11 protein-coding genes are annotated in these 13,375 nt (G+C 56.6%); 5 read left to right on the plus strand and 6 right to left on the minus strand.

The window, feature by feature from the left end; all coding sequences use genetic code 11:
• The 4 genes from QZ725_RS02695 to QZ725_RS02710 form a co-directional block, all read right to left on the minus strand.
• On the minus strand, positions 1–1,234 hold a 1,234-nt coding region (locus tag QZ725_RS02695; protein WP_293776088.1), incomplete at its 3' end, for a DNA gyrase subunit A.
• Between the two features lie 212 nt (positions 1,235–1,446).
• Entirely contained in the window at positions 1,447–3,441 is a 1,995-nt protein-coding gene (locus QZ725_RS02700; protein ID WP_293776089.1) for a DNA topoisomerase IV subunit B, read from the minus strand.
• Positions 3,442–3,714: 273 nt separating this feature from the next.
• A complete protein-coding gene (locus tag QZ725_RS02705) occupies positions 3,715–4,884 on the minus strand; it encodes a VWA domain-containing protein (protein WP_293776090.1) in 1,170 nt (389 codons plus the stop codon).
• 36 nt (positions 4,885–4,920) lie between these two features.
• Entirely contained in the window at positions 4,921–5,775 is an 855-nt protein-coding gene (locus tag QZ725_RS02710; protein ID WP_293776091.1) for a MoxR family ATPase, read from the minus strand.
• A 132-nt stretch (positions 5,776–5,907) separates the two neighbouring features.
• Here QZ725_RS02710 and QZ725_RS02715 point away from each other — a divergent pair, with 132 nt between their 5' ends.
• The 3 genes from QZ725_RS02715 (at position 5,908) to QZ725_RS02725 (ending at position 8,897) form a co-directional block, all read left to right on the plus strand.
• On the plus strand, positions 5,908–8,052 hold the full coding sequence (locus tag QZ725_RS02715) for a preprotein translocase subunit TatB (RefSeq protein WP_293776092.1): 2,145 nt from the start codon (positions 5,908–5,910) through the stop codon (positions 8,050–8,052).
• Between the two features lie 158 nt (positions 8,053–8,210).
• Positions 8,211–8,531, plus strand: a complete 321-nt coding sequence (locus QZ725_RS02720) for a cytochrome c (RefSeq protein WP_293776093.1) — start codon at positions 8,211–8,213, stop codon at positions 8,529–8,531.
• A 12-nt stretch (positions 8,532–8,543) separates the two neighbouring features.
• A complete protein-coding gene (locus tag QZ725_RS02725) occupies positions 8,544–8,897 on the plus strand; it encodes a cytochrome c (RefSeq protein ID WP_293776094.1) in 354 nt (117 codons plus the stop codon).
• 198 nt (positions 8,898–9,095) lie between these two features.
• On the opposite strand, the gene QZ725_RS02730 is transcribed toward QZ725_RS02725, so the two are convergent.
• The gene (locus QZ725_RS02730) at positions 9,096–9,527 is read right to left on the minus strand and encodes a DUF1841 family protein (RefSeq protein ID WP_293776095.1); all 432 of its coding nucleotides are present in this window, start codon (positions 9,525–9,527) and stop codon (positions 9,096–9,098) included.
• 138 nt (positions 9,528–9,665) lie between these two features.
• On the opposite strand from QZ725_RS02730, the gene QZ725_RS02735 reads away from it, so the two are divergent.
• Entirely contained in the window at positions 9,666–10,250 is a 585-nt protein-coding gene (locus QZ725_RS02735; RefSeq protein WP_293776096.1) for a malonic semialdehyde reductase, read from the plus strand.
• Positions 10,251–10,347: 97 nt separating this feature from the next.
• On the opposite strand, the gene QZ725_RS02740 is transcribed toward QZ725_RS02735, so the two are convergent.
• A complete protein-coding gene (locus QZ725_RS02740; RefSeq protein ID WP_293776097.1) occupies positions 10,348–11,034 on the minus strand; it encodes a response regulator transcription factor in 687 nt (228 codons plus the stop codon).
• Between the two features lie 274 nt (positions 11,035–11,308).
• Here QZ725_RS02740 and QZ725_RS02745 point away from each other — a divergent pair, with 274 nt between their 5' ends.
• Complete coding sequence (locus QZ725_RS02745) at positions 11,309–13,279, plus strand: sensor histidine kinase (RefSeq protein WP_293776098.1); 1,971 nt, start codon at positions 11,309–11,311, stop codon at positions 13,277–13,279.
• The last annotated feature ends 96 nt before the right edge of the window (positions 13,280–13,375 follow it).

Genomic DNA, 13,375 nt, shown 5'->3' on the forward strand with positions numbered 1-13,375 from the left:
CAAGGATGTGGATGCGATCATCGACTTTCTGCAAACGGAATTGCGTACGGCGCGTGATGGTATCGAAACGGAAGCCGATCCATTCCTGCAGGATATCGCCCAGTGCTTTCTGACGCGGACGGCCATCGGCACCGATCATCACGAGGTTGACCGAGACGCTGGTTTCCAGCGAGGTATGCGCGAGCAGGAAATTGGTGAATTCGGTTGCGTCCTGATTGCGGGACTTGGGTTCGAACACGAGACGCACCGGCGCGTCGCGGCCGGATTCATCGCGCACGGTATCGAGCATCGACAATACGGTTTGTTTGAGCGCAAGCTGTTCAGGCGAGAGCGATTTTTTGCCGAGTTTGACTTTCGGATTGGTCAGTTCCTCGATTTCTTCCAGCACGCGCTGGGCCGACACACCGTGCGGCAGTTCGGTTACGATGGCTTGCCACTGGCCGCGCGCCAGGTCTTCAATCTTCCACGTCGCACGCACCTTGAGGCTGCCGCGGCCGCTGGCATACATATCGCTGATTGCCGTTGGCGACGTGATGATCTGGCCGCCACCGGGAAAGTCCGGACCCGGCACCAGCTCCATCAGTTCGGCATGCGACAGCTTGGGATTACGAATCAGTGCAACGGCGGCCTTGGCGATTTCGGTCAGATTGTGCGAAGGAATTTCCGTTGCCATGCCCACTGCAATACCGGATGCGCCATTCAGCAGCACGAACGGCAGGCGGCCTGGCAGCAGGCGCGGCTCATCGGTCGAACCATCGTAGTTCGGTTGAAAATCGACGGTACCCATGTCGATTTCATCGAGCAGCAACTTGCTGATCGGCGTCAGGCGCGCTTCGGTGTAACGCATCGCTGCCGCCCCGTCGCCATCGCGCGAACCGAAGTTGCCGTGACCATCGATCAGCGGATAACGCAACGAAAAATCCTGCGCCATGCGCACCAGCGCGTCGTACACGGATTGATCGCCGTGCGGATGCAGCTTGCCCAGCACGTCGCCTACCACGGCAGCGGACTTGCGCGGCTTGGCACTGGCATCCAGCCCCAGTTCGCTCATCGCATACAGAATGCGCCGTTGTACCGGCTTCTGCCCATCACTCACATCAGGCAACGCACGCCCCTTGACGACGGAAATGGCGTAGTCGAGATAGGCCCGCTCGGCAAAGGTCGCGAGCGTCAGCGATTCGCCATCGTTTGGTGCAGCGGGTTCTTCGAAAAGATTGATTTGATCAGTCGTCATCGTTTTCTTGCAAAGTTATTCGTGGCATGGCGCGATGCAGAGACATAGCGCATCACGGTCATTCGTTTTTCTCAGGTGCATCCAACGTATCGGAAAACATGGCGGTTGCGACGGTTCGCATAGCGCGGTGAGGACAAGGCGCGAGGCCCGCTGGCAGTGCCGTGGCACGGCAAGGGCTTCGCAACGCCGTCATCGCCCCGCTATGTGAACCGTCAGATGTCGGCCTCGGCTTCGTTGCCGTGTTCTTCTATCCAATTACGCCTTGCTGCTGCTTCACCCTTGCCCATCAGCATGTTGAAGCGCGACTCGGAAACCGGCGCATCGAATTCACCAAGCGCGACCGGCAACAGACGACGCGTATCCGGATTCATCGTGGTTTCCCACAACTGTTCAGCATTCATTTCACCCAAACCCTTGAAGCGCGAGATCGACCAGGCATTGTCTTTCACGCCATCCTTGCGCAGCTTGTCTTCGATGGCCGTCAGTTCGCCATCGTCAAGCGCATAGAGTTTCTGGATCGGCTTCTTGCCGCGTGCCGGCGCATCGACGCGATACAAGGGCGGGCGTGCAATGCAGATGTGACCTTTGTCGATGAGCTTGGGGAAGTGCTTGAAGAACAGCGTCAGCAACAGGACCTGAATGTGCGAACCATCAACGTCTGCATCGGACAGGATGCAGATCTTGCCGTAGCGCAGACCCGACAAGTCGGGCTCATCGTTGACGCCATGCGGATCAACGCCGATGGCGACCGCTATATCGTGAATCTCGTTATTGGCAAACAGCCGGTCGCGCTCGGTTTCCCACGAGTTGAGTACCTTGCCGCGCAAGGGCAGGATGGCCTGGAATTCCTTGTCGCGGCCCATCTTGGCGGAACCGCCGGCGGAATCGCCCTCGACGAGGAAGAGTTCGTTGCGCGACGTATCGTCCGATTCGCAATCCGTCAGCTTGCCCGGCAACACGGCTACGCCGGAGGATTTTTTCTTCTCGACTTTCTGTGCCGAGCGCAAGCGACTCTGTGCCTGCTTGATGACCAGTTCGGCCAGCTTGCGGCCGTAATCGACGTGCTGGTTCAGCCACAGTTCGAGAGCAGGGCGCGAGAAGGTTGAAACCAGTCGTACCGCATCGCGCGAATTCAGGCGTTCCTTGATCTGGCCCTGGAATTGCGGATCGAGCACCTTGGCCGACAGCACGAAGGAGACGCGCGCAAACACGTCTTCCGGCAACAGCTTGACGCCCTTGGGAAGCAGGGAATGCATTTCGACAAAGCTCTTAACCGCGCCGAACAAGCCTTCGCGCAGCCCGGATTCATGCGTGCCGCCGTTCGAGGTGGGAATCAGGTTGACATACGATTCGCGCACCACCGGGCCATCTTCGGTCCATGCCACTATCCATGCCGCACCTTCGCCTTCGGCAAAGCCGTCGGCATCGGCACCAGCATACTGTTCGCCTTCGAACAGCGGGATCAGCGTGTCGCTACCGGAGGTCTGCGCCAGCGCTTCGGTCAGATAGCCGCGCAAGCCTTGTTCGTAAAACCAGGTTTGGGTTTCGCCGGTTTTTGCCTGCGTCAGACTGACGCGCACGCCCGGCAGCAGCACGGCCTTGGAACGCAGCAGGCGTTGCAGTTCGCCCAATGGAATGGTGGGCGAATCGAAATATTTGCCATCGGGCCAGACGGTTACGCGCGTACCGTTCCGCTTTTCGTCGCGCTGATAGCCGCGCGAAGAGAGCGGCTCGATCACATCGCCACCAGAGAAGGCCAGCGTATGCACGCCGTTGTTGCCATCCTTGCGCCACACGGTGATTTCGAGGCGCTTGGCCAATGCGTTGGTGACAGATACGCCGACACCGTGCAGGCCGCCCGAGAATGCATAGGCACCGCCCGAACCCTTGTCGAACTTGCCGCCCGCATGCAGGCGCGTAAAGACGATTTCGACCGTTGGCACGCCTTCTTCAGGATGCAGGCCGACTGGAATGCCGCGGCCATCGTCTTCCACGCTGACGCTGCCATCGGCATTGAGCGTGACCTGAATGTTCTTGCCATAGCCGCCGAGCGCTTCATCGGAGGCGTTGTCGATCACTTCCTGGATGATGTGCAGCGGATTTTCGGTCCGGGTGTACATGCCGGGGCGCTGCTTGACGGGTTCCAGTCCCTTCAAAACGCGGATGGACGATTCGCTATAGTCTGCTGGGGATTTTTTCGTTGCCATTCAATCTTGCGAAGGTGCTAAGTGAGTCGGGAACCGGGTTTGCCGGCATTTTTCCAGATTAAGGTTTGTGCATTCTAATAAAAAAGGGGCCGCCCGGCTTTGCAAAGAAGAAACATGGTCTGCCGCGCCATCCGGGCATATGGCTGCCAAGGATGGCAAAGGGTTCCCGATACAGGCGGGAAAAGACGGGCTTTTCATGGCGTGGAGCCGGGCGCAAGCCGATGAATATGCCCGATTGGATGGTTGGCAGACAGTAATCTGACGGGCCATCGGCTACTTGCTCAACAGCCGCATGCCGCGTTCGAGGCCATCGAGCGTCAGCGGCACCATGCGGTCGCTGATCAGTTTGCGCATGATGGCGATCGATTGCCGGTAGTCCCACAGATGCTCGGGTTCGGGATTGAGCCATACATGGCTGGGAAACGCCTGCGTGAAGCGCTTGATCCACTCGGCACCGCTTTCCTCGTTGTGATGATCGATCGCGCCGCCCTTGGCAAGGATTTCGTAGGGGCTCATGGTGGCATCGCCAACGAAGATCAGTCGCGTATCCGGCGGATAGGTGCGCAGCACATCCCACGTATCGAAACGTTCGCTGCCGCGGCGACTGTTGTGACGCCATAGATGGTCGTAGACGCAGTTGTGGAAATAAAAGAACGTCATGTTCTTGAATTCGGTTCGCGCTGCGGAAAACAGTTCTTCGGTGCGCTGGATGTGATCGTCCATCGAGCCGCCCACATCGAACAGCATCAGCACCTTGGTATTGTTGCGCCGCTCGGGGCGCATGCGCAGATCGAGGTAACCGGCATTGCTGGCGGTGGCGCGGATGGTGTCGTCGAGGGCGAGCTCATCGGCGGCGCCTTCACGCGCAAAGCGGCGTAGACGGCGCAGGGCAACCTTGATGTTGCGCGTACCGATTTCGCGCGAGGTATCGTAATCGCGGTACTGGCGCTCTTCCCACACCTTGACGGCGCGGCGATGCGTGCTTTCGCCGCCGATACGGATGCCTTCCGGGTTGTAGCCGCCGTGCCCGAAAGGCGACGTGCCGCCGGTGCCGATCCACTTGCTGCCGCCTTCGTGGCGCTCTTTCTGTTCCTTTAGCAATTCCTTGAGTCGATCGAGCAGCTTGTCGTAGCCGAATTTTTCGAGACGTGCCTTGTCTTCCGGCGACAGTTCGCGCATCGCGCGCTTGACCAGCCAGTCGAGCGGAATTGCCGCTTTCTCGTCGAAGCTGGCTTCGATGCCCTGAAAATAACTTGCGAAGGCACGGTCGAACTTGTCGAAATGCGCTTCGTTCTTGACCAGCATCAGCCGCGCCAGATAGTAAAAGTCATCGAACGAGCAATCGACCACGCGCTTCTCCAGCGCTTCGAGCAGGAGCAGGAACTCCTTGATCGAAACGGGAACGCCGTTTTCCTTGAGGGTGTAAAAGAAGTCGATCAGCATGGCCGGGCGATCATGGATGGCAAGCGCGAAGGTGCATCAGCGATTGGTGCGCGCCATATGTACGAGGCGCTCGAACAGGCCGATATCCTGCTCGTTCTTCAAGAGGGCGCCATGCAGCGGTGGCACGCTGATGCGTGTATCGCCGCTATGCAACGCCTCGGCTGGAATGTCTTCGGCCAGCAGCAGCTTGAGCCAGTCGATCAGTTCGGACGTCGAGGGTTTTTTCTTCAGTCCGCCAATCTCGCGCAACTGGTAAAACACGTCTAGCGCATGCACCAGCAAATCCTGCTTCAACTGCGGAAAGTGCACGGCGACGATCTGGCGCATCGTTTCCACATCAGGAAACTTGATGTAGTGGAAGAAGCAGCGGCGCAGGAAGGCGTCCGGCAGTTCCTTTTCATTGTTGGACGTGATGATGACGAGCGGGCGATGTTTGGCACGCACCATCTCGCGCGTTTCGTAGACGTGGAATTCCATGCGGTCGAGTTCACGTAGCAGATCGTTGGGGAATTCGATATCGGCCTTGTCGATCTCGTCGATCAGCAGCACGACTTGTTCTTCCGCCGTAAAGGCTTGCCACAGTACACCCTTGATAATGTAGTTCTCGATGTTCTTGACGCGTTCATCGCCGAGTTGCGAATCGCGTAAGCGCGAAACCGCATCGTATTCGTAAAGACCTTGCTGGGCTTTCGTGGTCGATTTGATATGCCATTGCAGCAAGGGCATGCCCAGCGCTTCCGCAACTTCTTCGGCCAGCATGGTCTTGCCGGTGCCGGGCTCACCCTTGATCAGCAAAGGCCGCTGCAGGGTCAGCGCGGCGTTGACAGCCAGTTTCAGGTCGTCCGTCGTCACATAATTGCGGGAACCTTCGAAGCGTGTATCGTGTCGCATGGCAGTTGTCAGAAAAAAAAGATCAAGGAAGAGAAGACGAAGTATATGCGAGAGCGGGGATGACTTTTTGCAAACGGCAAACCGGCATCCTGTTGCCGCGCTTCCCATCAGCGCCTGATTGCAATCAATAGAATGAAAATATCGTTTTTACGAATCTGCGCCGTCTGGCGCAGGTTTCGCCGTGGTGCGCTGCGCCGTCAGGCCGATCATGCGCAGTACGTGCCGCAGATCGAGTCGTTGGTGCGCCGCGCCGATCCTGCCGCTTCCTGGCATGCGCGCGCCAATTGGATGATCGATCTGGCCGACTGGCTGCGCCATGAACCCAAGGTATCTCTGCTGGGCCGTGATGAATGGCGGCGACTCAAGCACTATCGCCTGCGTTTTTTGCTGGATTGGCTGGATGCGCATCGCGATGCGCGGCAGGCCGTGCAAGCGACCTTGCGCAAGACACTGCGTGAAGCGACCGGGCATGAGCTGTTCTCGTCCACCGGCATGCCGCGCGAATCGGCATTCTTTTCCGAACTCTCCGAGCGCTTGCTCAAGTTGTTTCTGCCCAAGCCGCTGGGGCAGCATGATCTATCCACGCTGTTCACGCTGATGTTTCCCGACGTGTCGGATGCCGAATGGCTGCTGGAACTCGATGACCGCACCATGGCGCGCTTGTGGAAACTCTGCGGGGACGAAGGCATCGCGCATGGCTATCGCCAGCAGATCGATGAAGCGATGCTGTATCTGGTGCAGATGGTGGTGGCGGTGGGCATCAGTCCGGCGTTCCGTCAGCGGCTGGAACCGCGCATGCAATTGCTGGCAACGCCGTTCATGTCATTGCGGCGCGAACTCGAGCATTACCTGATCACCAATACGCGCGATCAGGCCGCCTTGCGCAGCGTGCGCATGTTGCTGGCGGTATGCCAGGCGCAGACCGACCGCATCTACGCGCATCTGGACGAATTCGGCATGTCGGTCGGATTGGTGTATCACCTCGAACGCATGCGCGCGCAACTGCATCGCATCGGCCGGCTGCTGGAACTGCGCAATGCGCCGTATTCGGAATCGGGCTCGGGACAGATACAGGCCGTACTGGTCGATCTGATCACGGCGCACCATCATCGTTCATCGGTGCGCGATCTGATTCGTCGCAGTTTTTCGCTGCTGGCGCGCAAAATCGTCGAACGCACGGCGTATCACGGCGAACTCTACATCGCCAACGATCGCCGCGAATACGGCCGCATGCTGAAGGCGGCGATGCTGGGCGGTCTGGTGCTGGCCTTCACGGGCTTGCTCAAGTTCGGCATCGATCGCGCGCGCTTTGCCGAATTCTTCGAAGGCTTTTTCCTATCGCTGAATTTTGCGGTCGGCTTTTTGCTGGTTTCCGCCATTGGCGGCGTGCTGGCGGCACGGCAGCCCGTCATCACGGCATCGGCGATGGCGGCCAAGATGGGGGCGCTGGATACGATAGAAGGGTTGCGTTCCTTGCTGACACAGATTGCGGCCTTGCTGCGTTCGCAGGCGGCTGCCGTGTTTGGCAATGTATTCACCGTGACGCTGATGATCGTTGGCATGGGCGCTGCCATGCTGTTGATGATGGAGCGACCGTTGATCAACCCCGGTTCTGCACACGCTGCCTTGCATTCATTGTCGGTGGTGGGTCTGACGCCTTTGTTTGCTGCGTTTACCGGACTGCTGCTGTGGCTTGCCAGTTTGTTTTCTGGTTATGCCGACAACTGGTTTGCCTTGCGGCGCCTGAAGGTATCGTTGGCGAATCATCGACGTCTCGTGCATGCGATGGGCGCGGCGCGTGCCGAGCGCTTTGCCGCATGGCTGGAACGCAATGTCGCCAGTATTGTCGGGAATCTGTCGCTCGCCATCTTGCTAGGCATGGTCCCAGCTATCGCCCATTTCTTCGGTTTGCCGGTCGAGATTCGGCATGTGGCCTTGTCTGCAGCTACGCTGGCGGTGGCGACGATCAGCCTGGGATGGCCGGTATTGTTGACCACAGAGTTCTGGCTCGCGTTTGGCGGTCTGGTGGCGATCGGGTTGCTGAATGTTGGCGTGGCCTTTACGTGCGCGCTGATGCTGGCTTTGCGTGCGCGGGACGTGTCGCGTCGGGTGCGGCGCGTTGTGTATCGTTCGGTTCTGCGGCGTATCACGCTGTCACCATTGACTTTTTTCCTGCCCATCGGTCTGCATCGCCGTACCATCGCTGAAGTGAAAGCCGGCGATTCGCAGGATGTTGCCAGCGATAGCGATGCGGACGAACCGCCATCTCGTGGCTAAACAGGTTGCCTTGATTGCAACAATGCCTTTTACGGAAGGTTGGACGGATATTTTTCTTGATGTAGAATCAACTCGCCTTTCCGTGCGACACCGCCTCATCTTCATCCCGTCGCACAACGCTTCATCCTGCAGTCTCGACTAACTTATCCGCAGCTAACATGAAAAAATTATTTGCAGTGCTCGCGTTAGCGAGTCTCGCCAATAGTGCTGTTTCGGCTGAAGTTGTTGGTGATGCCAAGGCAGCGGCAAACAAGGTAGCCATGTGTATCGGATGCCACGGCATTCCAGGCTATAAGGCGACGTTTCCCGAGGTTTATCAGGTGCCGATGATCGGCGGGCAAAACGCGAAGTACATCATCAATGCCCTCAATGCCTACAAGAAGGGCGAGCGTTCGCATCCGACCATGCGCGGTATCGCCGAAAGCATGTCCGATCAGGACATTGCCGATGTGGCTGCGTATTACTCGCAGCAGAAATAAGGGAGCGCAGACATGAAGACGATTCTTTCATTGACGGCATTCTCGCTGGCGGCCCTGCTGCCTTTTTCTGCGCATGCCGACAAACGTATCGAAGCTGGCAAGGCGGCAGTCGCCAAATTCAACTGCGCGCAATGCCACGGTGCTGATTTCAAGACACCGATCGACCCAGCGTACCCCAATCTGGCCGGGCAGCACCGCGATTACCTCAAGCATGCCTTGACGGCGTACAAGCGTGGTGGCGAAGGCACGAACGGGCGTGCCAATGCGATTATGGTGCCGGAAGCGCGCAAGCTGTCGAATCAGGATATCGAGAATATCGCGGCATATCTGTCGAGCTTGCCGGGGACGCTGGTGTTGCGGAAATAGAACCGCAGTTGCACGTCAAAAAGAAATGCCGCTTGTTTCAAGCGGCATTTCTTATTCAGTGCCTGAAATTGCGGGTGCTTTTAAGCAGAGCTTGATATTGCGACGGTTATTTGCATGAAATCGATGACAGTACCGCTTTTGTGTCGTCGTCCGCGAGCAACTTCATTCCGCTTTTATGGAATGCGAGAGTCAGTCCGATCAGCTTCCGCAGCGATTGATGCAGTCAATGTACTCGATACCATCCGGTGGCGTGCCGCTACGCTGCGACTTCCACAACATTTGTCCCAGACACTCCATGATGCGGTGATGCGCTTCATGTTCGGAATCCAGTCGGCGTGACAGATTCTGGAAAGCGGCACGAATGCCCGGCGGTTGGTCGATCGAAATCTGTTCGGCAATCGACAGATGCATTGAAAGATGCAGAAAGGGATTGGTCTGACCGTTTTCCACCGAGTAATCGCGCGCCAGCGCTTCCTCCACATTGGCGAAATCGTTCGCATACTCCGGGTGCTGCACCAGCCAGTCGCGCGCGATTGCCTCCAGCGGCGTGAGGATGGTGTTGTCGTTGCTCTTGCGATAGGTTTCGCAAAAGAAGCGGCGCACGTCGTGTTGCGAAGGTGTAAATAACATGAGTGTCGGAGGCAAAAGCGGCGAAGGGCGATCAGCCGCTATTGTACGTCGGCCATGGCATACCCGCAGCGGCGGTTTCCGTTACCATAGCCGCTTTAACGGCGTGCACGTCGTCCTAACAACAGAATGGAATCGAACATGGTGAATCAGGAAGCCCTCGATACGCTTTTCACGAAAGCGCATACCAACCACGGCTGGCTCGACAAGCCGGTGACCAACGGCCAGTTGCGCGAGATTTACGAATTGATGAAATGGTGTCCGACGGCATTCAACAGCAGCCCGGCACGGATTGCTTTCATCAAGTCGCCACAAGCCAAGGAAAAGCTGGCAGCCTGCGTCTCGCCGGGGAATGTGGAGAAAGTCAAAAGCGCGCCCATCACCGCCATCATCGGCATGGACATGGCCTTCGCGCGCAAGATGCCGCAATTGTATCCGCCGATGGATGTGCAATCCCTGATGGATGCAAATCCGGCGCTGGCCGAGCAAACCGCTTTCCGCAATTCGTCATTGCAAGGCGCGTACTTCATGCTGGCTGCGCGTGCGATCGGGCTGGATGTCGGACCCATGTCCGGCTTCGATGCCGACAAGGTCAATGAGACTTTCTTCGTTGGCACCAAGGTTCAGGCCAACTTCCTGTGCAGCATCGGTTATGGCGATCACGACAAGATCAAACCGCGTCTGCCGCGCCTGACGTTCGATGCGGCGTGTGCGATTGTGTTGTGACGGACTAGACTGAAAAAAAGGGAACCATCTTTGGTTCCCTCGCGCCGCATCTGGCGGCTATGCATATTGCTGGATGCGATCGAATTGATTAGATGAATCAGGCGCGAATCTGCGCGGCTTGGTAAAAGCAGTAGCCTTCGTTGCGCAGGGTTTTGATGGGCAGGGAGACGCCACTGATCTCGTGTACGCGACGGCGTAGACGACTCATTTGTGTATCGATACGACGCAGATCGTAGTCGAGAAATTCTGCACCCAAGGCATGGATGATTTCACGACGGCTGACGTTGTGATGTGCTTGACGCATCAGGCATTGCAGAACGACCAGATCTTGCTGTGAGAGCGGCACGGCCTGGGCCGAAGGTGGTAGCAGGCGGCGTGGCCCCAGTTCGAGTTGCCAGCCAGCGGGCGAAGGTAAGGACAGTTTCAAGCGGCGCGCTAGCGCAGTGAGTGTTGCGATGAGTTCATCGAGATCGCACCCTTTGCCAAGATAATGATCGGCACCGACATTCAGTCCGTTGACACGATCGTTACTGGTGTTGCGTGCGCTAAAGACGATGATGCCAATCGGGTCTTGAGCTTCCCGCAAACGCTGGATCAGTTGCAAGCCGTTTCCATCCGGAAGACCGATATCGATGATCGCCAGGCGGTGTCGTTTGGCATCGAATAATTGGTCGAATTCCTTGAGGTTCGCCACGCAATGCGGGATATAGCCTTGTTCTTCGAGAAAATCACGAAGCTCTTCACGCAGTACGGGTTCGTCTTCGAGAAGAATGACATTAATCATGGCGTGGCAGCGTACGAAGTAAAAGCGGAACAAATTTCGTTGTGGCAAATTATTATAATAGGCACCCTCGGTAAAATGGATTATCTGTGCGCGCAGCGGACTAATCCGCTGCTAATGTGTTGCAAATAGGGAAAAGTGCCACGCGATTTTTTCGGCGTGGCATTTTTTGTTGGCTGAATGTCATTCGGTAAAAGGCCGTTATTTCATGTATTGCCATCACATGCTCCGGTTTGTCTGTCAGTTTTTTACGGTTGTGTTGTTTTGCTTCGTTTTCATGACGGCGCATGCAGAGCCGCTAAAGCTGGATCAAGGCAGCAATCATTTCGATGCCGCGGGCCATCTTTCTCTGTTACGTGACTCTGCTTCGACGCTCAGTGTCGAAGATGCGGCAGATGCTGCGGGCTGGAAGGCCTTAGCCGCCGGCGTCAACGTCGGTTTTACTTCCGATGTGATCTGGCTGAAATTGACGATCACTGCCGATATCCATCCACATGGCGGATGGATATTGCGCTTTAGTAATGCGCTGCTGGACGACGTCAAGGTGTACATCGGGAAGGATGGTGGGCCATGGACGTTGCTGGGCGCGAGTGGCGAAGACGTGACGCGTTCAGCGTGGCCATTTGAGTATCGCAGTGCCGCGTTCCAATTCCCTGAATTTACTGGCACCGAGGTGGTGCTGATGCGCCTGAAAACGAAGAATGCCTTGGCTACCCAGGTTGAGGTTTGGCCGCGTTTGGCGTTCGACAATGCGACACGACGCGAAACCTTGTTCTACGGCTTGTATTTCGGTTTCTATTTACTGCTAATTGCTTTGCATGTTGTGTTTTGGAGCGCGACGCGGGCATCCATGAGCGGGTTGTTTCTTGCTTATATGGGTACCGGTGTATTCAATGAAGCATTCTCTCTTGGTTTGTTGCAGCAAATCACGCATATATCAGTAGGCTGGAGTGATCGATTGCTGGGGTGTGGTATCGCGCTCAGCATCTTTTCGGCTGTATTCGTTGCGTTCCGGCAGCTCGAACTCGCCAGACTTTACCCGCGATTTGTGCGATTCACGATCCTGTCATCCGGTGTGCTGATTGCGCTAAGTTTGTTGCTGGTTTTGCTCGGTTATTACGGTAGCGGGATGCAGATTGCGCAGCCATTGGCTTTGCTGCTCTCGATGGGATTTTTTCTTCTGTCTGGGTATCTATGTTGGCGAGGATGGCGGCCGGCACGTTTCTTTTTGCTGGTTTTCGGTCCTTTTTACGCAAGCATCTTCATCGTTTTTTTACGTAATTTGGGAATGTTGCCGGTCAATTGGTTTACTGAAAATGTGGCGACGTTTTGCGGCATGCTGCATATGCTGCTCCTCAGCCTTTACATCATTGGGCGACACGAGAGGCAGCGACGCGAGAAAGAACGGCGGCAGGCGAATTTTGCGGCGAATCTCGCGCGTCAGCACAGTCTACAGCTTGAGCGCGAGGTGAAGTCGCGTACGGCCGAATTGCGCGAAGAAATTCGTCGGCGCGAATTGCTGGAAGGTGAACTGCGCAGTTCGTTGGAGCTGGAGCGCAAAGTGCGTGACGAGCAGCGCGATTTTGTGGCAATGGTTTCACATGAATTTCGGACGCCACTGGCCATTATTGGTACATCGGCGCAGCAACTGGGCCGTAATCTGTCGGCCTCGGTAGAAAAGAATCTGGCCCGCTGCAACAACATTCGTGAGGCAGCGATGCGATTGTTGGGCTTGGTGGACGAGTATTTGTCCGAGGACAGAATGCGTGAGGTGAGTTCGGTCGTGCGTTCTACCGATTGCGATATTCATGTTCTGTTGTCGGGATTGATACAGGAATTTCCAGCAGATCGTATTGTTTGTGTGTCGGCGAACGTACCCGGTGAGCTTGTCAGTGATGCCTCGCTTTTACGTATCGCCATGCGCAATCTGCTGTCCAACGCGGATCGTTATGCGCCGCAGGACGATGTGATTCGGATCAACGTCAGCGAAGAGGGCGAAAGCTTGTGCCTTGATGTTGTTAATGTCGGTGAATACATCGCACCGGCCGAGCAGGAACGCTTGTTTCAAAAATACTATCGTGGTCAAAATACCCAGCATCGACCTGGTGCAGGGCTGGGGCTGTATCTGGTTCGCCGTATCGCGGAGCAACTGGGCGGTCGCGTGACCTTGACCAGTGCCGGGGGCGACGAAGCAGTGTGCTTTCGTTTTTGCATTCCTCGTGGAACACCAACGTCGGTCATTAGTTGATTGTCAATTTGGCGCAGTCAGACCTTTTCCTATCTTCAATCCTGCTTAGGTTTGCTTAGCTTGGCGATTTGAGTCTTCGCTATATTCATTTGCTTC

The sequence above is a fragment of the uncultured Oxalicibacterium sp. genome, assembly GCF_913776015.1.
In the GTDB taxonomy this organism is placed as follows: domain Bacteria; phylum Pseudomonadota; class Gammaproteobacteria; order Burkholderiales; family Burkholderiaceae_D; genus Oxalicibacterium.